This window comes from Pseudomonas sp. QD4 (assembly GCF_049199125.1).
In the GTDB taxonomy this organism is placed as follows: domain Bacteria; phylum Pseudomonadota; class Gammaproteobacteria; order Pseudomonadales; family Pseudomonadaceae; genus Aquipseudomonas.
Genome location: NZ_JBLZOM010000001.1, coordinates 1,250,659 through 1,275,174, shown reverse-complemented (window position 1 = coordinate 1,275,174; position 24,516 = coordinate 1,250,659). Strand labels below are relative to the sequence as shown.

Annotated in this window: 26 protein-coding genes; 5 read left to right on the top strand and 21 right to left on the bottom strand. The window is 64.8% G+C overall.

What is annotated here, in order from left to right; translation table 11 throughout:
- Positions 1-11: 11 nt before the first annotated feature.
- The 4 genes from ACOZJV_RS05450 to ACOZJV_RS05435 are packed head-to-tail and all read right to left on the bottom strand — an operon-like array spanning position 12 to position 3,220.
- A complete protein-coding gene (locus tag ACOZJV_RS05450) occupies positions 12-1,061 on the bottom strand; it encodes a dihydroorotate dehydrogenase (protein ID WP_421547035.1) in 1,050 nt (349 codons plus the stop codon).
- 22 nt (positions 1,062-1,083) lie between these two features.
- Positions 1,084-2,016 carry a DUF6282 family protein gene (locus tag ACOZJV_RS05445; protein ID WP_201130705.1) on the bottom strand — a complete coding sequence of 311 codons (933 nt, stop codon included), beginning with the start codon at positions 2,014-2,016 and terminating at the stop codon, positions 1,084-1,086.
- A 32-nt stretch (positions 2,017-2,048) separates the two neighbouring features.
- On the bottom strand, positions 2,049-2,819 hold the full coding sequence (locus ACOZJV_RS05440; RefSeq protein WP_421547034.1) for an HpcH/HpaI aldolase family protein: 771 nt from the start codon (positions 2,817-2,819) through the stop codon (positions 2,049-2,051).
- The gene (locus tag ACOZJV_RS05435; RefSeq protein WP_421547033.1) at positions 2,816-3,220 is read right to left on the bottom strand and encodes a cupin domain-containing protein; all 405 of its coding nucleotides are present in this window, start codon (positions 3,218-3,220) and stop codon (positions 2,816-2,818) included. The genes ACOZJV_RS05440 and ACOZJV_RS05435 overlap by 4 nt, the downstream gene beginning before the upstream one ends.
- Before the next feature lie 264 nt (positions 3,221-3,484).
- Here ACOZJV_RS05435 and ACOZJV_RS05430 point away from each other — a divergent pair, with 264 nt between their 5' ends.
- The 4 genes from ACOZJV_RS05430 to ACOZJV_RS05415 all read left to right on the top strand — a co-directional run bounded on the left by ACOZJV_RS05430 (position 3,485) and on the right by ACOZJV_RS05415 (position 8,955).
- Positions 3,485-4,915 (top strand): NAD-dependent succinate-semialdehyde dehydrogenase, encoded by a 1,431-nt coding sequence (locus tag ACOZJV_RS05430; protein ID WP_421547032.1) that lies wholly within the window; start codon positions 3,485-3,487, stop codon positions 4,913-4,915.
- A 30-nt stretch (positions 4,916-4,945) separates the two neighbouring features.
- Positions 4,946-6,538, top strand: coding sequence for a GMC family oxidoreductase (locus tag ACOZJV_RS05425; protein ID WP_421547031.1), 1,593 nt, complete (start codon positions 4,946-4,948; stop codon positions 6,536-6,538).
- 59 nt (positions 6,539-6,597) lie between these two features.
- Positions 6,598-7,941, top strand: coding sequence for an MFS transporter (locus ACOZJV_RS05420; protein ID WP_421547030.1), 1,344 nt, complete (start codon positions 6,598-6,600; stop codon positions 7,939-7,941).
- 192 nt (positions 7,942-8,133) lie between these two features.
- Positions 8,134-8,955 carry an IclR family transcriptional regulator gene (locus ACOZJV_RS05415; protein WP_078471330.1) on the top strand — a complete coding sequence of 274 codons (822 nt, stop codon included), beginning with the start codon at positions 8,134-8,136 and terminating at the stop codon, positions 8,953-8,955.
- Positions 8,956-9,005: 50 nt separating this feature from the next.
- On the opposite strand, the gene ACOZJV_RS05410 is transcribed toward ACOZJV_RS05415, so the two are convergent.
- The 5 genes from ACOZJV_RS05410 to ACOZJV_RS05390 all read right to left on the bottom strand — a co-directional run bounded on the left by ACOZJV_RS05410 (position 9,006) and on the right by ACOZJV_RS05390 (position 14,726).
- Positions 9,006-9,821 carry an ABC transporter permease gene (locus ACOZJV_RS05410; protein WP_078471329.1) on the bottom strand — a complete coding sequence of 272 codons (816 nt, stop codon included), beginning with the start codon at positions 9,819-9,821 and terminating at the stop codon, positions 9,006-9,008.
- The gene (locus ACOZJV_RS05405; protein ID WP_421547029.1) at positions 9,821-11,029 is read right to left on the bottom strand and encodes an ABC transporter permease; all 1,209 of its coding nucleotides are present in this window, start codon (positions 11,027-11,029) and stop codon (positions 9,821-9,823) included. The genes ACOZJV_RS05410 and ACOZJV_RS05405 overlap by 1 nt, the downstream gene beginning before the upstream one ends.
- 17 nt (positions 11,030-11,046) lie before the next feature.
- The gene (locus tag ACOZJV_RS05400; protein WP_078471328.1) at positions 11,047-12,093 is read right to left on the bottom strand and encodes an ABC transporter substrate-binding protein; all 1,047 of its coding nucleotides are present in this window, start codon (positions 12,091-12,093) and stop codon (positions 11,047-11,049) included.
- Positions 12,094-12,183: 90 nt separating this feature from the next.
- Positions 12,184-13,308 (bottom strand): ABC transporter ATP-binding protein, encoded by a 1,125-nt coding sequence (locus ACOZJV_RS05395; RefSeq protein WP_020296128.1) that lies wholly within the window; start codon positions 13,306-13,308, stop codon positions 12,184-12,186.
- 47 nt (positions 13,309-13,355) lie between these two features.
- Positions 13,356-14,726: an aminotransferase gene (locus tag ACOZJV_RS05390; protein WP_421547028.1), complete on the bottom strand. Its 1,371-nt coding sequence runs from the start codon at positions 14,724-14,726 to the stop codon at positions 13,356-13,358.
- Positions 14,727-15,122: 396 nt separating this feature from the next.
- On the opposite strand from ACOZJV_RS05390, the gene ACOZJV_RS05385 reads away from it, so the two are divergent.
- Entirely contained in the window at positions 15,123-15,905 is a 783-nt protein-coding gene (locus ACOZJV_RS05385) for an IclR family transcriptional regulator (protein WP_020296126.1), read from the top strand.
- On the opposite strand, the gene ACOZJV_RS05380 is transcribed toward ACOZJV_RS05385, so the two are convergent.
- The 12 genes from ACOZJV_RS05380 to ACOZJV_RS05325 form a co-directional block, all read right to left on the bottom strand.
- Positions 15,906-16,625, bottom strand: coding sequence for a class I SAM-dependent methyltransferase (locus tag ACOZJV_RS05380; protein ID WP_421547027.1), 720 nt, complete (start codon positions 16,623-16,625; stop codon positions 15,906-15,908).
- A gap of 137 nt (positions 16,626-16,762) precedes the next feature.
- The gene (locus tag ACOZJV_RS05375; RefSeq protein WP_078471324.1) at positions 16,763-17,920 is read right to left on the bottom strand and encodes a glutathionylspermidine synthase family protein; all 1,158 of its coding nucleotides are present in this window, start codon (positions 17,918-17,920) and stop codon (positions 16,763-16,765) included.
- 13 nt (positions 17,921-17,933) lie between these two features.
- Entirely contained in the window at positions 17,934-18,650 is a 717-nt protein-coding gene (locus ACOZJV_RS05370) for a DUF1190 domain-containing protein (RefSeq protein WP_078471323.1), read from the bottom strand.
- A gap of 20 nt (positions 18,651-18,670) precedes the next feature.
- The gene (locus tag ACOZJV_RS05365; RefSeq protein ID WP_078471322.1) at positions 18,671-19,099 is read right to left on the bottom strand and encodes a DUF350 domain-containing protein; all 429 of its coding nucleotides are present in this window, start codon (positions 19,097-19,099) and stop codon (positions 18,671-18,673) included.
- Positions 19,100-19,114: 15 nt separating this feature from the next.
- The gene (locus ACOZJV_RS05360) at positions 19,115-19,765 is read right to left on the bottom strand and encodes a DUF2491 family protein (RefSeq protein ID WP_201130712.1); all 651 of its coding nucleotides are present in this window, start codon (positions 19,763-19,765) and stop codon (positions 19,115-19,117) included.
- 80 nt (positions 19,766-19,845) lie between these two features.
- Entirely contained in the window at positions 19,846-20,409 is a 564-nt protein-coding gene (locus tag ACOZJV_RS05355) for a rhomboid family intramembrane serine protease (protein WP_078471320.1), read from the bottom strand.
- 81 nt (positions 20,410-20,490) lie between these two features.
- Entirely contained in the window at positions 20,491-21,186 is a 696-nt protein-coding gene (locus tag ACOZJV_RS05350) for a PspA/IM30 family protein (protein ID WP_421547026.1), read from the bottom strand.
- A 25-nt stretch (positions 21,187-21,211) separates the two neighbouring features.
- Positions 21,212-21,901 carry a YjfI family protein gene (locus ACOZJV_RS05345; RefSeq protein ID WP_078471318.1) on the bottom strand — a complete coding sequence of 230 codons (690 nt, stop codon included), beginning with the start codon at positions 21,899-21,901 and terminating at the stop codon, positions 21,212-21,214.
- Between the two features lie 113 nt (positions 21,902-22,014).
- Complete coding sequence (locus tag ACOZJV_RS05340; protein WP_421547025.1) at positions 22,015-22,734, bottom strand: anti-sigma factor; 720 nt, start codon at positions 22,732-22,734, stop codon at positions 22,015-22,017.
- Complete coding sequence (locus ACOZJV_RS05335; RefSeq protein ID WP_201130714.1) at positions 22,731-23,285, bottom strand: sigma-70 family RNA polymerase sigma factor; 555 nt, start codon at positions 23,283-23,285, stop codon at positions 22,731-22,733. The genes ACOZJV_RS05340 and ACOZJV_RS05335 overlap by 4 nt, the downstream gene beginning before the upstream one ends.
- A gap of 108 nt (positions 23,286-23,393) precedes the next feature.
- On the bottom strand, positions 23,394-23,936 hold the full coding sequence (locus ACOZJV_RS05330; protein ID WP_201130715.1) for a DUF3455 domain-containing protein: 543 nt from the start codon (positions 23,934-23,936) through the stop codon (positions 23,394-23,396).
- 111 nt (positions 23,937-24,047) lie between these two features.
- Positions 24,048-24,512, bottom strand: coding sequence for a hypothetical protein (locus tag ACOZJV_RS05325; RefSeq protein ID WP_421547024.1), 465 nt, complete (start codon positions 24,510-24,512; stop codon positions 24,048-24,050).
- Positions 24,513-24,516 lie beyond the last annotated feature (4 nt).

The window sequence follows — 24,516 nt, the reverse complement described above, 5'->3', positions numbered from 1 at the left end:
GATGAAGGCGTTCAGTCGGTGCTCGGGGCGAAACCCTGCCAATAGTCCGGTCGGTCGTCCTGCTGCTGATAGCTTTGCACCTGATCGGCCGCGCGCCCCAGCAGCTCGCCGGCGCTGCAGCCGTGGCGGGTCAGGTAGGCGTCGAGTTCGTCGATGGCCCGGCGCAACACGTCGTAGCCGCCGGTGAACACCGCCGAGGTCAGCTCGGTGGCACAGGCGCCGGCCAGCAGAAAACGCGCCACGTCCAGGCCGCTGCGGGCGCCATTGGTGGCGATCAGCGGGAAGTCGCGGCCCAGTCGCTGGCGGGTCAGCATCAGCCAGCGTGCGGTCAGCGGCAGGGCCCAGCTGCCACCGATCGCGGCCGAGGTGCCGAGCAGGGGACGCTGGCTGTCCAGGTCCGGAATGAAGCCCATGAAGCGCCCCATCATCACCACGCTGTCGGCACCGCCGCGGCGCGCAGCCTCGGCCAGGCCGACCACGTCTTCGCTTTGCCCGGTGAGCTTGATCCACAGCGGCAGGCGCGTGGCCTGGCGGATCCTGGCGACGATCTGCTCGATCCGCGCGCTGCCCCGCTCCAGGACAATCGCGCCTTTGGCGGCTTCTTCGCCGTGGGGTGCACCGATGTTCAGCTCCAGGGCGCGCAGGCCGGCCTGTTCGATCTGCACGGCAAACTGCGCGCAGCGTTCCAGGTCGCCGAGGATCAGGCTCGGGATGACATAGGCGTCCTGCTGGCGGGCCTGTTGATCGAGCCCGGCCAGTTCATCCAGCCAGCCGTCGAAGTCTCGCTGGACCAGGCCCGAGCGGCCGAACAGGCTGGCCTCGGGAGGCGGCTGGAAATTCCACGGCAGGCGATTCCACTGGGCATCGAGCAAGGTGTAGTCGGTCTTGTCCAGTTGCTGCTTGGCGGCGGTCGATTCGTTGGTCGACTTGGCGATCACCGCCCCGGCCCCGGTGGCCAGGGCACGCTTGATCGCCGCCGCATTCATGGTGTGTTCCCCGGCGCCACAGATCACCGGGTTCTTCAGGGCCAGGGCCCCGATGTGCGTCGTCAGACGGCTCATGTTCGCTCCTCGAAAGTCCGGCTCAGATGTTCATCAGGCGGGCGGCGTTGAGGGAGGTCATCTTGCGCACGTCGTCGTCGCTGTAGCCCAGGTCGAGGACGCTGGCGATCACGCTGCGAAAGCCGTCGACGATTTTCGGGTTGCCCTGCTGGCCGAGGTCCGAGCCGAGGATGGTCAGGTCCACGGTGCCGGCCTCGATCACCTGGGCCAGAAACTCACCGTCGTAGAATTTGAACTTCGACCCGGGCACCCACATGCACATGGAGTGCTCCATGTACACGCCCTCGCTGGCCAGTTGGCGCATGTCGTCCAGGGTCGCGTCGACCACGTAGGTCGGGTGGTTGACCAACAGGCGCTTGACCCCGCGCTTGCGTGCCTCCTCGAACAGCGGCCAGATTTCCCGGATATTCAGGTGCCCGGCAGACAGCACCACGTCTTCGGCGGCGATCAGGTCGAGGATGCCTTTGACCTCTTCGCGCAGCTTGCCGTCGTCGTCCAGCACCGTGAGCGGGATCGGCTGCAGCATGCGCTGGGTGGTCTGGGGGAATTTGTCGACGAACTTCACGTCCTGGTGATGGTGGGCAATGTGGTTGGCCGAGGAAAAGGTCGGCATCCAAACCAGCTTGGCGCCGAGTTTCAGGCCGTGTTCCACCGCGTGGATATTCAGCCCGCCCACCGAGTTGTTCAGTGGCACGCCGGACAGCATCTGCACATTCAGCTCGCTGAAGTGTTTGTTCAGCAGGCTGGTGACGGGCGTGCAGGAGTAGTAGTGGTCCTTGAGCAGCACGGCCTTGAGGCCGGCGGCGGAGGCTTCCTGCATGGCTTCGATATGGTCGCAGTAGCGGGGCATCACCGAGGGGCCGCTGTGGCAATGCAGGTCGATGGCACCGCGTACCAGGCTGTCGATCCGGGCTTCGCGTTCAGGGTTGTCGAGGGGCTTGAGGGTGGCGTTCATGATCGGGGCACCTGTGGGTAAGGGGGCTGTGTTCAGCGTGCGAATAACGGGCGAAAGGCCTGGGCCTGCGCGGTCCAGCCGGTGCGCAGTACGGCCTGGTCCGAGCCGAGGATGAAAAAGCTCGCGCCGTGGGCGGCGTAGCGCGGGACGTCTTTGAGGTCGGCGACGAACAGCCCGGCGGCCTTGCCGGCACGCCGCGCCACCTGCAGGGTGTGCAGGGTCGCCTGTTCCACCTCCGGATGGTCGAGGTCGAAACGGCGCAGGGACACCGCCAGGTCGGCGCGCCCGACAAACAGGCAGTCCACCCCGTCGACAGCGGCAATCTGCTCCAACTGCGACAGGGCACTGGCGTCCTCGATCTGGCAGATCAGCGCGGCGCGACCGTCGTGAAAGTCCACGTGCCGGGCCAGGGGCAGGGCGCCGTAACCACCGGCGCGGGGCGAGTTGGAAAAACCGCGATTGCCGTCCCGGTAGCGGGTGGCGGCGACGATTTCCCGGGCCTGGTCGGCCTGGGTGATGTGCGGCAACACCAGCCCGGCGGCGCCCAGGTCCAAGGCCTGGAGCAGGGTCCCCGGACGGCTGTCGGGTACGCGCACCAGACCGGCGACCGCCGCGGCCCGGCAGGCCAGCAAGGCGATGTCCAGGCTGCTGCCGGTGAAGGCCGCATGCTCGGCGTCCAGCACCACCGCATCGAGGCCGGCGCCCCCGGCAATCTCAATGCCGGCATGGGCCGGGGTCTTGATGAAACTGCTCAGTAACGGCTCGCCGTCGAGCAACCGCTGACGCCAGGTCAGGCTGCTCATAGGGCACCGGACTCACGGGGCTCAGGGGCGCTGAATTCCGCCGCCTGATACTCCACCAGGTGCTGGTAGTCGTCGCGCAATGGCGAGAACACGTCGAGGTTCATCACCACCTCGTCGCCCAGGGGCTCGGCGTAGTGCACCACGTGGGGCGGGATGCGCAGCATGCTGCCCGGGCCGCCTTCGATCACTTCGTCACCCAGGTGAAAACGCACCCGGCCCTGCACGATGATCACCAGTTGCTCGAAGGTGTGGCTGTGGGGGAACACGTCCATCCCCGGGGTCAGCCAATTCATTACGCAAAGGGTGTCGTCGCCGCGAAAGCCGACACGCTCGACCCCCTTGCGCACGGTTTCGCGGGGCAGGTCATTCCAGTTGTGCAGCAGGGCCTGGGCCAGGTTCATGGTGCATCTCCTCAGTCTTCGGGGCAGCGCAGGCGGGCTGTCCGATTTTGTTTTTGTTTCTTTCTGAAGAATAGTGTTTCTTCTGTCGATAAAAGCTACTCCCGAAAAACCAGCCCCGTCAACTGCCCGCCAATAACTTTTAAAGCCCAATGCAATGACTTGACAGGGGCAAAAGCTGCGCCCTAGGATTGTGTCATTCAAAAAAACAATGTTTCGCACAGAAGAATACAAGGCGAAACCTTTCCAGCAGCGCGAGGAGCCACGATGCGTGTTATCCAATCCATCCTGATCGACGGCCACTGGTCCAGCGGCAGCCATGAACAACAAGGGGCCGTGTTCAACCCGGCCACGGGCGAGCAGATCGCCAGCCTGGGTTTCGCCAGCCCGGCGGACCTCGACCTGGCCCTGGCCGCAGCCGCCAGGGGCTTTGAGGTCTGGCGCAAGACATCGGCCTATGAGCGTTCGAAAATCCTGCGCCGGGCCGCCGATCTGGTGCGCGAGCGCTCCCAGGCCATTGCCGAACTGATCACCCTGGAACAAGGCAAGCCCCTGGCCGAAGCACAGATGGAGGCCTTTGGTGCCGGCGACCATATCGACTGGTACGCCGAAGAAGGGCGCCGGGCCTATGGGCGGGTGATTCCGCCGCGCCAGCGCGGTGCCCGGCAGATCGTGCTGCGCGAGCCGATCGGCCCGGTGGCGGCCTTCAGTCCGTGGAATTTCCCGGTCAGCCAACTGGTGCGCAAGATTGCCGGTGCCCTGGCTGCCGGGTGCTCGATCATTGCCAAGGGGCCGGAAGAAACCCCTTCGTCCTGTATCGAACTGTGCCGGGCGTTCCAGGATGCCGGGGTGCCGCCCGGGGTGTTGAACCTGGTGTTTGGGGTGCCGGCGCAGATTTCCGAGTACCTGATCCACTCGCCGGTGATCCGCAAGATCTCTTTCACCGGTTCGGTGCCGGTGGGGCGTGCCCTCGGTGCCCTGGCCGGGCAGCAGCTCAAGCGTTGCACCCTGGAGCTGGGCGGGCATGCGCCGTTCATTGTCTGCGACGACGTGGATGTCGAGGCCGTGGCGGCCTTGGGCGCCGGCTTGAAGTTCCGCAATGCCGGGCAGATCTGCGCCTCGCCGACCCGCTTTTTTGTCCAGCGCAGTGTCTATCCGCAGTTTGTCAGCGCCTTCAGCAAGGCTGGCGCGGCCTTGAGGGTGGGCGCCGGCAACCTGGCCGACACCCAGATGGGGCCCCTGGCCAATCCGCGTCGGGTGGCGGCAATGCAGGCCTATGTCGACGATGCCCTGGCCGTGGGCGCAACCCTGGCCGCAGGTGGGCACCCGTCCGAGGCGCCGGGTTTCTACTTTGCGCCCACGGTCTTGACGGATGTGCCGGACAACGCCCGGGTGATGCACGAAGAACCCTTTGGCCCAATTGCCTCGATCGTGCCGTTCGATGACCTGCAACAGGTGATCGACCAGGCCAACGCCTTGCCCTTCGGCCTTGCAGCCTTTGCCTTCACCCGCTCGATCGCCCGCGCCACCCTGCTTGCCGACGAGCTGCAAAGCGGCATGGTCTCGATCAACCACTTCGGCATCGCCGCGCCGGAAACCCCCTTCGGCGGGATCAAGGACAGTGGTTATGGCAGCGAGGGCGGCAGCGAAGGCCTGGACGCCTACCTGACCACCAAGTTCGTCAGCCAGGTCGGCTGAGGCCGTTCGCGACGTATCAGGAGTGTTGCCATGGACACCCATGACTTTATCGTCATCGGCGCGGGCTCGGCCGGTTGCGCGCTGGCGGCCCGGCTGGTGCAGGCCGGCAAGCGCGTGCTGTTGCTGGAGGCCGGCCCGGCGGACAACCATCCGTACATCCACATCCCGGGGACCTTTGTCCGGGTCCACGGCACGTGCCGCACCTGGATGTACAAGACCGAGGCCGAGCCCTTCGTCAACGGACGTCAGGTCTACATTCCCCAGGGGCGAACCCTGGGCGGTGGCAGCTCGGTCAACGCGATGATCTATATCCGTGGCCAGGCCGAGGACTATGAGCAGTGGCGCGACGCCGGGTGCCCGGGTTGGGGCTGGCAGGATGTGTTGCCGGTGTTTCGCCGCTCCGAGGCCAATGCCCGACTGGGCGGCGAGTTGCACGGCCAGGGCGGGCCCTTGAAGGTCAGCGACCCGCGCCATCGCCACCCCTTGAGCGAGGCGTTCGTCAGCGCCGCGCAGCAGGCCGGGGTGCCGCTGAGCCAGGATTTCAATGGGGCGCGGCAGGAGGGGGTGGGGTTCTATCAGACCACCACCGCCGACGGGCGCCGGGCCAGTTCCGCCGCGACCTATTTGCGCGGGGTGCGCCACAGCCCGCTGCTCAAGGTGCTGACCGGGATGCACGTCACCCGCCTGCTGCTGGAGGGGCGACGCGTGGTGGGCGTCGAAGCCCGCAGCCAGGCGGGCGCCTTGCAGCGTTTTGCCTGCAACGCAGAGGTCATCCTCAGTGCCGGGGCCATTGCCTCGCCGAAAATCCTCCTGCTGTCGGGCATCGGTCCGTTGCAGCATTTGCACGACATGGGCATCTCGCCGGTGCTCGACCTGGACGGCGTGGGGCGCAACTTCCAGGACCACTTGAGCGCCTCGGTCTACGGCCAGACCCGTGAGCCCATCAGCCTGCTGGGCCATGACAAAGGGCTCAAGGCGCTGAATCACGGCTGGCAGTACCTGACCCGGCGCCAGGGCCTGCTGGCGTCCAACGTAGTGGAGAGCGGCGGCTTCGTCGACACCCGTGGCTGTGGCCGGCCCGATGTGCAATACCACGTGGTGCCGGCCCTGGTCGGGGATGTCGATCGCTTGCCGCCGGCGGGCCACGGCATCTCGGTCAACCCCTGTGCGCTGCGCCCAAAATCCCGGGGCCGGCTGCTGTTGCGCAGCCGCGATCCGTTCGACCCGGTGTCACTGCGGGCCAATTACCTCAGCGACCCGGATGACATGCTGACCCTGATTGCCGGGGTCAGGCTGGCGCAGAAGATCATGCGCGCGCCGGCCCTGGCGCGCCTGCTCAGCGGCCCGTTGCTGCTGGCCGATCGCGACGATTTGCCGGAGCAGGACTACGCCGACTATGTGCGCAGCGTGGCCAAGACCGTGTTCCACCCGGCAGGCACTTGCAAGATGGGCAGCGACGCGCAGGCGGTGGTCGCTGCCGATCTGCGGGTGCGCGGCATCGACGGCCTGCGGGTCGCCGATGCCTCGGTGATGCCGAGCATCGTCAGCGGCAACACCAATGCGCCGAGCATCATGATCGGCGAGCGCTGCGCCGACTTTATCCTGCAGCGCCCGGCCGCCTGATTCCCCGGGATGCCGGGGCGCGGCAGCGATTCTCTACAACAACAATAAAGAGAGCCTCGATGAACCTACTTTCGCGCAGCACCTTCGACAACGAGCCCGACTGGCGGCTGTACAACAGGATTGCCTGGCGCATCCTGCCGTTTCTGTTTGTGTTGTACGTGGTGGCGTTTCTCGACCGGGTCAATGTGGGGTTCGCCAAGTTGCAGATGGCCGCCGACATCGGCCTCAGCGACCTGGCGTTCGGCTTTGGCGCCGGGGTGTTTTTCATCGGCTACTGCCTGTGCGAGATCCCCAGCAACATGCTCCTGCAAAAGCTCGGTGCACGGTTCTGGATCGCACGGATCATGGTGGTGTGGGGGCTGCTGTCGATCTCCATGATGTTTATCCAGACCCCCACCGCCTTCTACGTGCTGCGCTTTTTGCTGGGCATGGCCGAGGCCGGGTTCTACCCCGGGGTGGTGCTGTACATGACCTACTGGTTCCCGTCCTGTGCGCGCTCCCAGGGCATGGCCTATTTCAATCTGGGTATTGCCATGGCCGGGGTGCTGGGCAGCCCGCTGTCGGGCTGGATCATGCAGAACTTTGCCGGCGACCTGGGGCTGGCCGGCTGGCAATGGCTGTTTTTGCTGGAGGGCTTGCCGGCGGTGATCCTGGGGTTTGTGGTGTTTTTCTACCTGGATAACGGGCCCGGCCAGGTCAAGTGGCTGAGCCCGGCGCAAAACCTGCGGGTCCAGGAGCAATTGCGTGAAGAGCGCCAGCGCAACCAGGGCCAGGGGGCCGACCACCGTTTTCGCGCGGCCTTCGTCAACAAGGGCATCTGGTGCCTGATCGTCACCAACTTCAGCTTGCTCTGCGGCACCTACGGCGTGTCGTTCTGGATGCCGCAGATCGTCAGGAACCTGGGGGTGCAGAGCCTGTTCGATACCGGCCTGATCGCGGCGATTCCGTTTGCCGTGGCCTCGGTGTGCATGATTGTGGTCAGCAAGCATTCGGACAAGACCCGCGAACGGCGCTGGCACGGCACCCTGTGCGTGGTGGCGTCGGCCTGCGGACTGATCTTCAGCGGGTTGTTCCATGACAACGCCTACCTGTCCCTGGCCGGGTTGAGCCTGGCGATGGCCGGTGGTTTGTCGGCGTTCTGCGTGCTGTGGGCGCTGCCCGGGGTCTTGCTGACCGGCACCGCCGCTGCGGCGGGGATCGCCCTGATCGCCACCGTCGGCAACCTCGGCGGTTATGCCAGCCCGTTCATGATGGGCTGGGTCAAGGACAGCACCGGGCACCTGGAATACGGCCTGTATGTGTTGGCGGCCATTACCCTGCTGGGGGCGGTGAGCATGTTCGCCGTGCCGCAGTTACGAGGCGGGGCACGGCTGGCGCCAGGGGGCAGGGCACTCAAAGTCTGAATCGACGGCGTCGGCCAGGTCACACCCGGAGCGCGTTTTCCCCAGGGAAGCCGCGCTCCGGGTGTTGTGCGTTGTGCAATCAGCTGTTTCTTCAGGCGATACAATCGGCAAGAATAGCGAAATGCTTTTTCGGCGAAGAGCGGCGCAGGAACGGGGTTCCTGTCCCCCATGCGATACAAATAGAGGTGAACAGTGAAGGCAGAAGATAAGGATGGCAAGGAAGGCACCAGCAGTGGCCCGGTGCTGCTGGAGTCGGTGGAAATGGTGTTCCGCCTGCTCGACGAACTGACCGCTGCCCGGCGTCCGCTGGGTGTGACCGAACTGGCGCAGCTGTTGCAGACCGCCAAGCCGCGCACCTATCGCCACCTGGCCTCGATGCGCCAACTGGGGATTCTGGAGCAGGACCCCAGCACTGAAAAATACCTCCTGGGTTCACGCCTGGTGGCCTACGGCGAGGCCGCCAGCGAGCAGTTCGACCTGCGGGCCCTGGCCGACCCTTACCTGACCCGGATCCGTGACAACACCGGGCAGAGTGCGCTGCTGGCGGTGGCCACCCATGATTCGGCGCTGGTGGTGTCCTGCGTGGAGTCCAAGGCCAATGTGTGCATCTCGGTCAAGCCGGGCAACCGCGTCTTGCCCTACTGCTCGGCCCAGGGCCGCACGGTGCTGGCGTTTTCCGATGCGGCGACCCAGCAGCGGGTGATGCGGCGCAAGATGCCGCGCCTGACCGAGAACACCATGTGCGACCCCGAAGCGCTTGCCGAGCGCCTGGCGCTGATCCGCGAGCGGCTGTACGACGATGCCGACGGCGAAATCACCGTCGGCATCAATGCCCTGTGCTGTCCGTTGTTTCGCGAGAATGACGTGATTGTCGGCACCATTGGCATCGTCGGCCCCAGCTCGGCGATCCCGGTGCCGCCCCCGGCCAATATGCTCAAGGAATTGCAGGCCGCCGCCGCAGAAATCAGCGAACGCCTGCACGCCGCGACCTACACCCGCAAACCGGCGCGCTAGGCCCGAGGTTCCAGGCTCCTACAGACCGAGCCTGGAACATGTGTCGGGCTTCAGGCGGGGTCTTTTGCGGGTTGACTCAGGCGCCGCGACAGCATCAGCAGCAAGGTGGCGAACAGCACCATGATGGTCGCCGCCGCCAGCAACACCGGGCTCAGGGATTCGCGGGCCGTGGTGAACATTTCCCGGGGCAGGGTGCGCTGGTCGGGGCCGGCCAGGAACAGGGTGACCACCACCTCATCCAGGGACGTGGCGAAGGCGAACAACCCGCCGGAAATCAGCCCGGGCGCAATCAGTGGCAGGGTGATCTTGCGCAAGCAGATCCAGGGTGTTGCGCCCATGCTGGCCGCTGCCCAGAGCAGGCGCTGGTTGAGCCCGACCAGTGCCGAGCCGACGTTGATCACCACGAAGGGCACGGCCAGGGTGGTGTGGGCCAGGACCAGGCCGGTAAAGGTCCGGGTCAGGCCCAGGCTGGCAAACACGAAGTACATCCCGACCCCGACAATCACGGCCGGCACGATCATCGGCGCAATCAATAGCACCTCGATAAACCGGCGCCCCGGCAGCCGTTCATGGCTCAGCCCGAGGGCCGCGAGGCCGCCGAGCACCACCGCGAGCAAGGTGCTGAGGCAGGCGATGGCAAAGCTGTTGAACAACGCCCCCAGCCATTGGCTGGAACCGAAGAACGCCTCGTACCAATGCAGGGTCAGGCCGCTGATGGGCAGCGACATATAGCGGCTGTCGCTGAACGACAGGGGCAGCACGATCAGGATCGGCAGCACCAGGAAAGCCAGCACCAGCCAGCCGCTCAGGGACAGGCTGAAAAAGCCGAACACGCTCAGGGCGCCGGCGTTAGGGTTCTTGACCATCAGTGTCTCCCCTGGGAGCGGCCACGGGCGAGCCGGGCCTGGATCAGATAGAGCAGGGTGGTGACCGTCAGCAGGACGATGCCCAGTGCGGACGCCAGGCCCCAGTTCAAGGTGCCAGTGGTGAATTGGGCGATGTAGTAGCTGATCATCTGGTCGCCGGGGCCGCCGATCAGCGCCGGGGTGATGTAAAAGCCCAGGGTCACGATAAACACCATCAGCGCCCCCGCCGCCAGGCCCGGCAGGACCTGGGGCAGGTACACCCGGAAGAAGGTGAACAACGGCCGTGCGCCCATGGAATAAGCGGCCTGGACCAGCAGCCGGTTGCTCGACTGCATGGCTGCCAGCAACGGAAACACCATGAACGGCAGCATCACGTGGACCAGCGCCAGGATCACCCCGAAGCGGTTGTACAGCAGGCGCAGCGGGCTATCGATCAACCCCAGGTACAGCAACGAGGTATTGACCACGCCCTGGTCCTGCAACAGCACCATCCAGGCTGTGGTTCGCACCAGAATCGAGGTCCAGAACGGCAGCAGGATCAACAGCAGCAACAGGTTGCGCGTGCGCGGCGTGCGCCGGTCGAGGTAGGCGCACAGCGGGAACGCCAGCAGCACGCAGATCAGCGTGGTGGCCGCGGCAATGGCGAAGGTGCGCAGCAGTATCGAGCGGTACAGCCCTTCTTCACCCTTGCCGACGATGCCCTGGTTGTAGTCGTGCTTGAGGTCCAGCGCTGACAGCAAGTGGTAGCTGCCGACTGGTCCGCTGGCGCGTTTGAAGCTTTGCCAGGTTTCGTTTTCCAGCCAGCGCGGGTCGAGGGCCGCGAACCCCTGGGCGCTGCCATCCAGGCTGGCGGCGCCGCGCTTGGCGGTGGCGAGCATGGCGCGCAACTGCGGTGCCTCATAGGACAGACGGCGGGCGAGCCCCGCCAGGTCCTTGGCCGACACCTGTTGCAGGTCGGCACTGAACGAGCGCAGCAGGCGCTCATCAGGCGCCGAGCGGCCATCCCATTGCTTGAGCGCCAGGGCGGTTTGCGGCAGTGCGTCGGGCAGCTCGCTGTCGGCCACGCCCCGCCACAGCAGAGTGGCGATCGGGCCGACGAAGGTCAGCAGTAAAAACAGCACCAGGGGCGCGAGCAGGGCATAGGCGCGCCACAGCGCGCGATGATTTCTGCGTGCCACGACCGGCAGTGCAACAGCGAAGGTGGTCATCTCGAGGCCTCGGATAGTTACTTGGCCGACCAGGCGGTCCACTTGGCATTCAACTCATCGACCCGGTCGACCCAGAACTTGTCGTCGATCTGCAGCACGTTGGCGCTGTTCTGCGGCGCGCTGGGCATGTCCGCGAGGACCTTGGGGTCAACCTGGGCGATGCCCTTGATCGTGGTAATACCGGTCGGTTGCAGGGCCGGCCAGAGCTTTTGCTGGTCGGGGTTGCCCATTTCCTTGAGCAGGCCGTAGGCGGCTTCCGGGTTCGGCGAATTGCGCAGGATCACCCAGCTGTCCATGGTCTGCAGCGACTGGTTCCACACCAGGCCAAAGGGCTTGTGATCCTGGTTGATGGCATTGGTCACCCGGCCGTTGTACGAGGTGGTCATCGCCACTTCACCGGAGGCCAGCAGCTGCATGGGCTGGCCGCCGGATTTCCAGAACAGCAACTGATCCTTGATCTGGTCCAGCTTGGCGAAGGCGCGGCTGACCCCGGCCGGGGTGTTGAGCACTTTGTAGACCTCGGCCACCGGCACGCCGTCGGCCATCAGGGCGATTTCCAGATTGCCCTTGGGGCCCTGGCGCAGTGCGCGTTTGCCCGGGTACTTCTTCAGGTCGAAGAAGTCGCCCCAGCCCTGGGGTGTGCCGGCCAGTTTCGATTTGTCATAACCCAGGACGAAGTTGTAGACCGCGGCGCCGACCCCGCACTCGCTGATCGCCGAGGGGATGTAGGTGTCCTTGCCGCCGATGCGCGCAAAGTCCAGGGGCAGGAACAGGTCCTCGCTGCACCCCAGTTGCAGGTCTTCGCCCTCGACCTGGACCACGTCCCAGCCGCTGTCCGGGCCTTCGGCCTTGGTCCGCAGGATGCCGATGCCGCTGTCCCAGGAGTCTTCCTGGACCTTGTTGCCCGAGGCCTTGGCGTAGGGCGCAAAAAAGATCTGCCGTTGCACGTCCTGGTAGCTGCCGCCCCAGGACACCACGGTCAGGTCGCGGGCCTGTGCGGCGGCTGAGACCAGGCCGAGGCAAAGCAGGGTGGAACAGGTGAAAAGCGATCTGCGGTTGAACATGATTTGACTCCAGAGCTGGTTTTTAATCGTTCTTGTGGCAGCAATAGAAAGGCGTGATGCAGCTGTTTGTTGTTATGCAAGGCCGGTGTTTCAGGGCAGGATCAGTGCGTGCTCCCGAGGCAGCGCCAGCCCTACGCGCTCGCCCGGGAGAGGCAGGGCGCGCTGCAGGCTGCCAGGGTTGAGCTTGAGCATCAGCGGTGCGCCGCTGGGCAGGACCAGGTGCAGGCTGCAATGGGCGCCGTGGAAGATGCTGTCCACCAACTGCGCGTGCAGGGCCGGTTCGCCGGGGTTGGCCAGGCGCACGTTTTCCGGGCGAATCGCCAGGGCAGCCGGGTCGCCGACCGCCAGGGTCGCGCTGGCGCACGGCACTTCGTGCAGCGAGCCGTCTTCCTTGAGGCGGATACCCGCGCTGCCGTTGCCCAGGTGGCTGATCCGGCCCTCGAGGAGGTTGGTCTCACCCAGGAAGTTGGCCACGAAACGGCTGCTGGGGCGGTTGTAGATCGCTTCCGGCCTGTCGATCTGGGCGATTTTGCCTTCATGGAACACCGCGACCCGGTCGGACAGGGTCATGGCTTCGTCCTGGTCATGGGTGACGTAGACAAAGGTGATGCCGAGCTGGCGATGGATGCTCTTGAGCTCCAGTTGCATGCGTTCGCGCAGGGCCTTGTCCAGGGCGCCCAGGGGTTCGTCCATCAGCAACATGCGCGGGCGATAGACCAGGGCCCTGGCCAGCGCCACCCGTTGCTGCTGCCCGCCCGACAACTGAGCCGGGCTGCGCGAGGCAAAACCGCCCAGTTGCGCCAGCTCCAGGGCTTCGCCGACGCGCTGGGTGCGTTCTGCGGCCGGAACATTGCGCAGGTTGAGGGGGAAGGCCACGTTCTGTTCCACGGTCATGTGCGGAAACAGGGCGTAACTCTGGAACACCACGCCCATGTCGCGCTTGTAGGCCGGTAGTCGGCTGATGTCCTGGCCATCCATGAGGATCCGCCCGCGATCCGGTGCGTCGAAGCCGGCCAGCATCATCAGCGTGGTGGTCTTGCCCGAGCCGCTGGGGCCCAGCAGCGAGAGGAATTCGCCCTGGGCAATCTGCAGGTTCAGGTCGTTGACCACCCAGCTGCGCTCGTCGTAGGTCTTGTGCACGTTTTCAAAGCGCACCAGGGCCGTATCACCCGTTGCGGGGGCTGCCGTCGAGGCCTGGGGGGACGCTGCGTTCATGGGCTCGGCTCGTTGTCTGATGGGTTCTTTGAGCAGGGGCGCGGCGCTCATTGCGCCAGCTCCGTGTACACCTCGTCCAGGGACTCGGCGACGGCCGTGAGGATGACCTCGACCTGGGCCGCGTCGATGATCAGCGGTGGCGCCATGACCAGGGTGTCGCCCAGGGCTCGCAGCAACACACCGCGCCGTTGCAGGGCTTCGGCGACCCGGGCCGCGACTTTGAGGTGCGCGGGGAAGGGTTCGCGGCTGTCCTTGTCGGCGACGAACTCCAGGGCCGCCATCAGGCCGATGCCGCGGGCTTCACCGATCAACGGATGGTCGGCAAAGGCCCGGACGCCCGCCTGGAACCGCGGCGCCACGGCGGCGACATTGCCCAGGATGTCCAGCTCGTCGTACAGGGCCAGGGTTTCCAGGGCCACCGCCGCCGCCACCGGGTGGCCGCCGTAGGTGTAGCCATGGCCGAAGCCGCCCAGGACGTTGCTCTGGTCGGCAATGGCTTGGTAGATCGTGTCGCTGATCAGTAAAGCAGAAATGGGTTGGAAGGCCGCCGACAGGCCCTTGGCGCAGGTCAGCATGTCCGGTTTCAGGCCCATGGCCTGGGAGCCCCAATAGTGCCCGGTACGGCCGAAGCCGCAGATCACCTCGTCGGCCACCAGCAGGATGTCGTACTTGCGCAGCACGGCCTGGATTTTGGCGAAGTAACCGGTGGGCGGGACGATGACGCCCCCGGTGCCCATCACCGGTTCGGCGAAGAACGCGCCGATGGTTTCCGGGCCGTGCTCGAGGATGGTCTGTTCCAGCTCGGCGGCCAGGCGCGTGCTGAAGGCTTCTTCGCTCTCCCCGGGCTGGCCCTGGCGATACAGGTGCGGGCAGCGCACGTGGATCACATCGGCCAGCGGGTCGCCCCAGCCTTTATGCATGTTCGGCAGGCCGGTGAGGCTGGCGGCGGCCAGCGTGGTGCCGTGGTAGCCGCGCTGGCGGGCGATCAGCCTGTGCTTCTGCGGCTGGCCGATGGCCGTGTGGTAATAGCGCACCAGCTTGATCGCGCTGTCGATGGCTTCCGAGCCCGAGCTCTGGAAGATCACTTTGCTCAAGGTCGAGGGCGCCCGTTCGATCAGCGCGGTGGCCAGGTCAATCACCGGTTGGGTGGTGCGGTGGGCGAAGGTCTGCTGATAGGGCAGGGTCAATAACTGCTGGTAGGCGGCCTGGGCCAGGCGCGGCTGGCTGAAACCCAGGGTCGCGCACCACAGGCCCGACATGCCTTCGATAAAGCGTTGGCCTTGGGTATCGAATACGTAGATCCCCTCGCCACGCTCCATGACCAGGGGGCCGACCTGTTCGTGCAGCCGCAGGTTGGTCTGGGGGTGCAGGTGGTGGGCGATGTCCTTGCGGGCAAGGGCTGAATCGAGCGCCGTCATAATCTGTTCCTCGTGCATGAATCGTAAGCGTATGCGTGACGTGGTTTCATATTTACGAGGATTTATACTGAGCGTCAAACGATATTTTATTTCTTACAGGAAAATACCGTTTCTCTGAGTGAGCATTTTTTTGGTTTTCTTTGATAGCGGTTGCAGCCGGGTTTTGGCTTTTTCAATCAGATCAATGGCTTATTTCATTGGCTGGCCGCGTTGCACCTGCCCAGGTTAGGCGTTCGCTTTAACCGTTCGCGGGCTTGGCCGGCAATCTCTTGCTTTTCAGCCTGTGGCGTGAGAAATAACCGAGATCAAGAAACGTGCGTACCGCCTGGCGAAACGAATCAGGTTGCAGGAAACTTGCCAGCAAGGGCCACCACAAGACTTTTTCAGGGAGCGGTAATGAGCGACGAAACAGGCAAGGGCGGAGTGCGCTCCGTGCAATTGGCGCTGGACGTGCTGGAGCAGGTCGCTGCGGCATCGGGCGAGATCGGCGTCAGTGAGCTGGCGCTGAAGCTGTCCACCACCAAGGGCTCGGTGTTCCGGCACCTGAAAACCCTGGTGGAACGCGGTTACTTGAGCCAGAACCCGGCGACTTCGCGCTACCGCCTGGGGATTCGCGCCTATGTCCTGGGTCAGGCAGCGGCCTCGGGCATCGATCTGCTGAGTGCCTCGGCCGATGCAATGCGTGATTTGCGCGAGGAGCTGGGGCTGTCGGTGGTGCTGTCGGTGCTCGAGGGCGGGCGCCTGACGGTGGTCACCACCAGCCTGGGCAAGGCGTCGCTGGAGATCGGCGTGCGCCCGGGCACCGAGTTGTCCATGCACTGCAATGCTCAGGGCAAGCTGGCACTGGCGCACTCGGACAAGTTGCTGGCGCAGTTGGTCCATGGCGCGCCGTTGCAGCGCTTTACCGAGCACACGGTGGTGGAGGTCGCCGAGCTCCAGCGCCAGGTGCACGAAGCCCGGGCCCGGGGCTATGCGCTGGCCATCGAGGAAGAGACCCTGGGCATCTGCGCCCTGGCGGCGCCGATCTTTGGCGCCACCCATGAGCTGACCGGAACCCTGGCGCTGGTCGGCACCTTGCAGCACATTCCCCGGGTGCCGCCCGCGCCTTATGTTGAAGCTGTGCGCCGGGCGGCCCTGAGGATTTCCTGGAACCTGGGTTACAAGGGCGCGCTCGGCTGATCAGTCGACGTTGCGTTCGGCCAGCCAGGCGCCCCAGAACAGGCTCGAGAAAAACCGCGTCGGCGCACCGAAGCCGGCGTCAGCCAGCAGTTGCGCGATGGCCGCTTCCGAGGCTGGTGGGTCGGCACCCTGGAGGATTTTGCCAAGCTTGGCCTGCACCTGCTCGGCGCTGGCCCCCTGTTGCCGCCAGCGCTGGCCCCAGGCCGCGAGCAGCAGGGGCTGGCTGGCGTAGGGTTGCTGGTTGCCGGCCACAATCAACGGCGCCCCCGGTTTCAGGCGCTGAGCGAGCTGGGCGAGGATCTTCTGTTTCGCGGCTTCACCCGGCAGGTGATGGAGGACCCCGACCAGCGTCGCGGCGTCATAGGCTTCGCCCTGGGCCAAGTCGTCGAGGGTGCCCAGGTGCACGTCGGTGCGTTCCAGCAAGTCACGGGCCTGGAGTTGGCTGACGGCAAGTTCGAGCATCGCCGCCGACGGGTCCACGGCACAGAACTGCCACAACGGCTCCAGCGCCGCGCAAGCCAGAATCTCCTGAGCGGTGCCGCCAGCCCCCACCACCAGGATCCGCGCCGGCTGCCCGGATCCCAGATGCGCCGCCAGCATGCACGCCAGCAGGTCATGGCAGGCGTCGTAACCAGCCAGGGCGATGCGGCTCTGTTGGGCGTATTCATCGGCGCGCGAGGCGTCGAACTTGTCCACGGACGGATTGGGCGAGTTGGGCATGTGCAGCTCCTTGGGTTCAGGTGCTGCTTACCTTAAATGCCCTATTCGGATAAATGAAATTCATGTTTCGACTGGGATGCATTCCTGGCTGGAATGCCTGCTCCGGACGGAGCAGGGAAGGCCAAGGGCGAGTTGCGTCAGTCGAGAATCAGGTGCGGCAGGAAGCGGCTGGAGTCCTTGGTGATCAGGCTGTTGTCTTCACGCACGCCAATGCCAGCGGCCTGGTCGCCAATCACCCAGGAGCCGATCAGGGTGTAGCTGTCATCAAAACGCGGCAGCGGGGCCAGGGCCTGGAGGATAAAGGGCGCGTCGGTGTAAGGCCCGTCTTCCTTGACCACCTGATCGTCGGCGGTGCGCAGTTCGATATTGGCCCCCTCGCGGGAGAAGAACGGCTTGCGCACCCAGCCCTTGGGCACCGCACTGTTGGGGTGCGGGTCGAGGTAGCTTTCCAGCAGGTTCGGGTGGCCCTGGTTGAACTCCCAAAGCAGCGGCAGGATGCCCTTGTTGGAGATGATCGCCTTCCAGGCCGGCTCGAAGAACTGCGTGTCGCACTGGGCGATGGCGGCGCCGAAGGGTTCGTGGAAGATGAACTCCCAGGCATGCAGCTTGAACAGGTGCGGGATCCAGCGTTCTTCCAGGTCGACGAAGCGTCCTTCGGCGTTGAGGCCGATGTCTTCGATGTCGATATGGCGCGATTCGATGCCGACCTGTTCCGCCACCAGCCGCAGGTAGTCGGTGGTGGCCTTGTCTTCCACCGACTCTTTCATCGAGGCGAAGTAGAACGGGCGCTTGATCCCCAGCTGGGCGAAGGCCTGGTGCAGGCGGGTGTCGATGCTGTTGAACTGGTCGGCATGCCGCGGCAGCAGGCCACGTTCGATATTCTGCTCCAGCCAGCCCCACTGGAACGCGGCGGTTTCATAGAGGCTGGTGGGGGTGTCGTAGTTCAGCTCCAGCAGCTTGGCCGGTCCCGTGCCGGCATAGGAAAAGTCCAGGCGGCCGTACAGGTGCGGGTGGCCTTCGAGCCAGGAGTTGCACACCAGGTCGTGAAACGCCGGCGGGATGCTCAGGCGTTCCAGCAACTCTTCGCTGCGCGCCACCTTGTTCGCCAGGTCCATGCACATTTCATGGATCTCGGTGGTCGGGTCCTCAAGGTCGTTTTCGATCTGCTTGAGGCTGAACTGGTAGTAGGCGCTCTCGTCCCAATAGGCTTCGCCATCGATGGTATGGAACATGAAGCCGAGCTTTTCTGCGGTCTGCCGCCAGTCCGGGCGTTCCTTGAAGGGGATCTTCTGCATCGCCGTAGTTTCCTTAGCTGCTGGAGCGCCCCGAGCTTTTGCTCGATCCGCCCCAACCGCTGCGGGCGCTGGCCTGGCTGCCGAAACCGCCGCGCGAGGTGGAGGAGGCGACGGAGATCGGCCGCGTGTTCTTGAAGCTGTTGCCCATCTGCGCCTGGCGCGACCGGCTGAAGGTCGAGCCGGAGTCGATGCGTTGGTTCAGCGTCGAGTTGGCGTAACCGCCGCGGTCGTCGCGGTAGCGGTACACCGGTTCGGAGTAGTAGCTGCGATTGCCGCCGCTGAGCATATTGCCGATCAGCAGCCCGGTCAGCAGGCCGTTGGTCGAGCCGCCGGAACCGCCGGAGTTGCCCGAGTTGCCGGCGTCCATGCCCGCAGCCTTGGCCCGGTCGAGGTCGGCCTGGGTGAAGGTGCCGTCGGCGGAGATCTGGAAGCCGCCGAGTTTGGGGATGAACTTGCCGTTGGACTCCTGCTGGCACCAGTTCTCGACGAAATCGGCGTCGCAATCGGCCTGGTTGTCATACAGCGGCGCGCGGCTGCGGTGTTCGGCCATGGCCTTGATATAGGCGTCGGAGCAGATGTCGACCGGGAGCTTGCCGTCGACGCATTCCTGCACCGACTGGAAGTTGAATTTCTGTTGCACGGAAATGGTATCCGGCTCGGAATTGCAGCCGGAAATCGCCAGGGCCACCGAGGTCGCCAGGGACAGCTGAACGTATTGACTTCGTTTCATCACGGGCTCCGTTCAGGCCATCAGTTCTGGGAAGGGGTCATGCAGGCGGCATTGAGCAGGCCGACGCTGATGGCGACTGCTGCCACGTAGATGCCGGCGGCGACTTCACCCCGGCGGATGCGTTCCGAGGTGCCCTTGAGCACCAGGCTGGTCATGAAGAAAGCAAGCATCTGCACCACGGCGGCGATCAGCGCCCAGACCACGAAGTCCAGCAGGCTGATGGAGTAGGCGATGACATTGCTGGCCGGGATCGCGAAGCCGATGATCGCGCCACCCAGGGCAATGGCGGCGGCGACGTTGCCTTCGCGGATCAGCTCGAATTCCTTGTGTGGCGTCAGGCGGGTGTAGACGAACTGGAACAGGCCGAACAGCACCGCGGCGCCGAGGATGTAGGTGACAAAGCCGATCACGGCGAATTTGTTCAGGGAAATCGAAAGTGCTTCAAGCATGGGCCTGGTCCTTGGTCAGAGAGGTTGCAAGTCGGTCATGTACAGCGAGATGCCGAGGGAAGTGCTGAGGCTGATGCTGCCTTCGGCGTCTTCTTCCACGGAAAACAGCAGGAACTCGCGGCGATCGGTGAGGCCGGTGTCCCGCGCATAGAGCATGGAGCGGTGTTCGACGACGTAGGACTGATCCGGGTTGCTGACCCGTTCGCTGAAGGCCACCAGTTCGGTCTGACCGGCTTCGGTGCCCCATTCGCGACTGTATTCGGCGCCGTCATGGCTGTAGCCGGGCAGCCCGATCAGGCTGTCGGGGCCGGCCAGGCGGCGCAACTCGGCTTCGCTGCTGATGGTCACGTAGCTCAGGTAGTTGAACAGGATCACCGATTCGACCTGGCCGTCGACCGCGCCGCTGGTGTGGATCTGCAGCCAGTAGTCTTCGTCGTTCATGTAAAAACGCGACAGCCAGTTGGACTGGCCGAGGTCGACCACGCCCTGGCTCCAGATCTGCTGGGTGTCGGGAATCACCACCGCGCTCTTGCCGTCGAGCAGCAGCTTGAGGGTTGGGTCGAAGCTGACGGCCAGCCCTTGGGCCAGGCCCAGGGGACCGACGGCGGGCAGGCTCGCCTGGGCTTTCGGGGCTTCAAAACCGAGGAATTGTTTAAACCATCCCATTGCTGATGTCCTTGAGGCGAGTGGGGCGATGCAACGCTCAGCGCTGCCGGGCATGGCGCGCGGCAAGTGTGAGCGAGGGGTTACCGGGGCGCATTAGACATCGCCCGCGGGCGGGAGAAAAGGCTTTTCGCGGCGACGAAGCCGGCGAAGGCACCGGCGATATGCCCTTCGAAGGACACGCCGGCGCGGGGGATAAAGCCGAAAATCAGCCCCGAATACAGGAACATCACCACGCTGGCGGCCAGCAGGCTGCCCCAGCTGCGCAGGAACCAGGCACGGGCCAGGATGTAGGCCCACAAACCGAAGACCCAGCCGCTGGCGCCCACGTGGATGCCCCTGAAACCGAACAGCCAGACTAGGGCGCCGCCGAGCAGGATGATGGTCAGGCTGACGCTGACAAAGCGCTTCAGGCCTTCGGTCATCACCAGGGCACCCAGCAGCAGGAAGGGCACCAGGTTGGCCGCCAGATGGCCGAATGAACCGTGCAGGAAGGGCGACAGGACAATCCCCGGCAACCCCTGCAGGGTACGGGGGATCAGGCCGAAAATATTCAGGCTATAGCCAAGGGCGCTGTTGAGCACCTGTACCGCCAGCATCAGCAACGCCAGCCCGGCCAGCGTCTTGAAGCCTTTCACTGCATCCATCCTGGCCCTCCTGAAGGCCGTTCTGCCAAGACCTGTAGCCGCTGCCGAAGGCTCGGGCAGCGGCTACAAGTGGGCTGATTACTAGGCCGACTGTTTTTTCAGGCGGTCGAGAATCGCGTTGGCGCTGCCCTGGTTGGGGATGATGTTGGCTTCCTGCAGGCGGCGCTCCAGGTCGTTGCCATTGGCGGAATCGGCCAATTCTTCATGGGCTTCGAGCTCGGCGGCGCGCTGGTCCTGCTTGGCTTGCAGGCGGCTCAGGGTGCCGACTGCGGTTTCCAGCTTGCCATTGGCCCCGCCGCTGGCGATGGAGGCACTGACCTGGGCTTTCTGCACGCTTTCCCGGGCCTTGGCCATGTCCACTTGCTGGCGCAGGCTCTTGATCCGGGCTTCGGCCTTGGCAATGTCCTTGCGCATCTTCTCGGCATAGGTGCCGAATTCGGCAGACTGCTTCTGCTCGGCGTCGAGGCTGGTGGTCAGGCCGGAGATGGCTTCAGCCACTTCCAGGGCCAGGTCTTCGCGGTTGGCCTGCAAGGCGGCCATGGCCTTGGATTCCAGGTCGGCGATCTTGGCGTTGTACTCGGCAACGCGCTCGGACGACAGCTTGTGCTTGGCCATGATGGTCACCAGCTCGCGCTTGGCATTGGCCAGGGCGCCGTCGGCGTCGCGGATTTCCTGGTCGAGGATACGCAGGGCCTGTTGGTCGGCAATGGCTTCGCCGACTTCGTTGGCGCCGCCGCGCAGGGCGGTAAAGAGTTTGTTCCAGATGGACTGAGTCATGGTGAAGGCTCCAGGTTCGGGAAAATCAGTTGAAGAAGCTTTCGAAGGCTTCAGTGGCGCGTTGTACGTTGTCGATCAGGGTGCGCACTTCGGTCACCACGTTGGTCAGGTTGGAACCCGAGCTCAGCGCGCCGAACATGTTGTAGACCGTCTGGCCATTGGGCATCGACTCGATGCCGATCGACGACAGCGGGAACATTTCCCGGCTGCGTAGCACGGCGTCGTTGAAGCGGACCACGTCGTTGATCGATTCCAGATCCACCAGCACGGTGTCGACGATGATCTGCTCGCCCACCACCGCGATGTAAATCGGCAGGCCGCCGTATTCGTTCATCTGCAACTTGATGCTCTGCTCGGAGCCTTGCATCAGGGTCAGGGTGATTTCCCGCGAGGTCACCTCATCGAGTGCCTGCAAGGCGCTGAAGAGACGATCGATGGACCAGTTTTCACCTGCAATCATGTTGTTCTCCAATACCGGTGAGCCAGCCATCAGCGGCTGGCGCAGCTTCTTCTCGAGTTCCTTGAGCACGCTGCGGTTTTCCGGCAGCACCCAAGTTTCGTGTTTCACATAACCCGCGGCGCTGAGGCCGGCACGCATCTGCTTCATATAGAAGCTGGATGGTTTCTTGCTGGAGGCCTTTGCGGGCTCTCCTGGTCGGCTCTCTGAATCCGCCGTTGAATCGTCGGGCGGGCTTGCGGGGAGGCGGGTTTTCATTGGGGTGTCTCCGTGTCTCAGGTATCACGCGTGAGAACACTACAGATCAATTCGCTGATTCTCAATAGCTCACGCGTGAGATTTTGTTACGGCGGGAAATACCCGTTCGCGGCCTAGATGACTTTCACTGCACGGCCAATGAATTGCACCGGGCCTGTGGGTTTGCCGATGGCTGAGCCGGTGCTTTGTTCCAGGGTCAGCTCGAACAACTGGTTGGCTTCCAGAGGGGGCAGTTTGTCCAGGGGCACGTGCAGGGTCTGCCCGGGCTTGACCAGGCCCAGGGAAACCGGGCCTTGCCAGTCGTCGCCCTTGGTCCAGAATTCCAGGGCCTTGTCCGCCGGAACTTGGGCCATTCCCAGGGGGATCAGCTGGATTTCCCGTGGGTTGCTGGCCTGGACCACCCAGCCGGGGGCCTGGTTTTGCGGTGCCACCAGCACCACCAGGTAGGTCGGTGTGCTGACCGGCACGGCCCGGGTCAATAGCAGGCTGCCCAGAATCAGGCTGACGGCCAGCCCGGTCGCCGCCAGCCCGCGCCACAGCGGCAGTAGATTCCACCAGGCGGATACCGAGGCGCGGGGAGGGGCGTGTGATCGGGGTTGGCTGTCGCCGAGGCTGCGTTCGATCCGGCTCCACAAATGCGCCGAAGGTGGGTGCGGCGCGGCCAGTTGGGTCAAGGGATGCAGGCGCTGTTCCCAGGCATCCACCGCAGCGCGCAGCCGCGGTTCGCTGGCCAGACGACGTTGCAGGGCGTCGCGCTGTTCGCCCTCCAGGGTACCCAGCACGTATTCGCCGGCCAGTTGCTCCAGGGTGTCGCCTGTCGGCTCGCGGTTCATCCCATGCACTCCCGCAGTGCCGTGAGGCTGCGCTTGATCCAGGCTTTGACGGTGCCCAACGGGGTGCCCAGTTTGTGTGAAATCTGCGCGTGGGAGTAACCGTCGACATAGGCCTTGAGAATGCACTCGCGGCGCGCCGGTTCCAGTTGCTCCAGGCAGTGCAGGATGCGCCCGCCCTGGGCCAGCTGTTCGCCGTGGGGCTCGGCCGGCCACTCATGCAAGGCGTGCAGGGCCTCGACTGCGGCCTCGTCGACCTGCACTTCGCGGCCCTGGCGCCGCAGGAAATTCAAAGCCAGGTGCCGGGTGATGCTGAAGATCCAGCCCCGGGCATCGCCGCGCAGTGGATCGAAGCTGGCGGCGCCGGTCCAGATCTTGATGAAAGCGTCGTGCACGATGTCTTCGGCCAGCGCGGTATCGTGCACCAGGCGCCTGGCCACGCCCAGCAGGCGCGGGCCTTCCTGCTGGTACAACGCCTGCAGCGCCTGACGCTCGCCGCGGGCGCAGGCGGCGAGGCTGGCTTCATAGTCGAACAGCGTCTCGGGCAAGGACACAGGTTTTGGCCGTCTACAGGTGGTCAGCGCCCCGGCCGAGTGGCCGGGGCTCGCGAAAGGCAGCGTAGACGAGTTCAGGTCCGGCCATTTCGCTGTTTGTGTTACCGCTTATTTGGCGGCCCAGAAAATATAGTCAGCCTGGTATTGCACCTGCTCGCGCTGGCCCTTGTTGGCGCTGGTGCAGGCCGCGCTCGGCGCCACGCCACCCTTGAGCGCCACCCGCTGGACATAGCTGACGCCGGTCATGGCGCCCTTGCCGTCGGCCGGGTTGGCCTTGACCAGTTGATAGGGCAGGTTGCCTGCGCTGGAGGGGGCGACCGCCACCTGGGTGCCGGTAATTGTCGAGCCGTCCTTGGCCTGCCAGGTGGCGGGTGGGCCGAAGTAGCTGCCGACCGGCTTGCCGCTGCGATCATTGAGCACCGCCTTGGGACCGACGAAAAACCATTCGGTCTGGCCGGCGGCGTTGGCCTTGTCCCGACATTCATAGGTGATCTCGCCGACGCCGACGGTTTCCAGGGCGATGGTGTGCCCGGCAGGCACCCGCACGCTTTCCGGCAGCTCGGTCTGGGCCTGGGCGGCGGGCATCGCCAGGAGCCAGGCGCTGGCGGCAAGGGGAGTGGCGACAAGGCTGAACAAGTGTTTGGCATTCATGGGTAGCGCTCCAGAAAGGGGGGGTAGCCGGGCAGCATCAGGGGGCTGCTGTCTGTACTACCCGCCAGGCGGCGATCTGGATGCAGGGTGCGGAAAATAAATATCCGGGCCTTAACGGCCGCTCGCATCAGGCGCCCGCAAGTCCCGCGCGCAGTGCCGCAGGCGCGCCGCCTCGTCCGCTTGCAGCACCCGCTCGGCCGGGGTCAGGGCCCGTTCGGCATAGACCCGGCTGACAAACAGGATGGCATCGTTGCCGTCCGGCTCGGTGGGGTAGTCCGGGTGGGCGCTGATTTGCCCGAGCAGCGCCTGGGTCACCGGCAGTACATGAAAGTGCACGCTGAAGCCCTTGGAGAACCCCAGTTTGTAGAACACCACCTTGACGGGCGCGTATTGCGCCTGCAGCAGGCTCTCGGTCCAGGCCAGTACCGGGCCGAGGGCGAGCAGCGCCTGGGGCGCGAGGTCAACGATGTCGCTGGCCTCGGCGACCGAGGAAACGATCAAGCTGCCCGGATAGCGGGCGTCACGGCGATAACTGACCTGCCAGTGTTCGCTCGACAGGATGTGCAGCGGGTCCATGCAG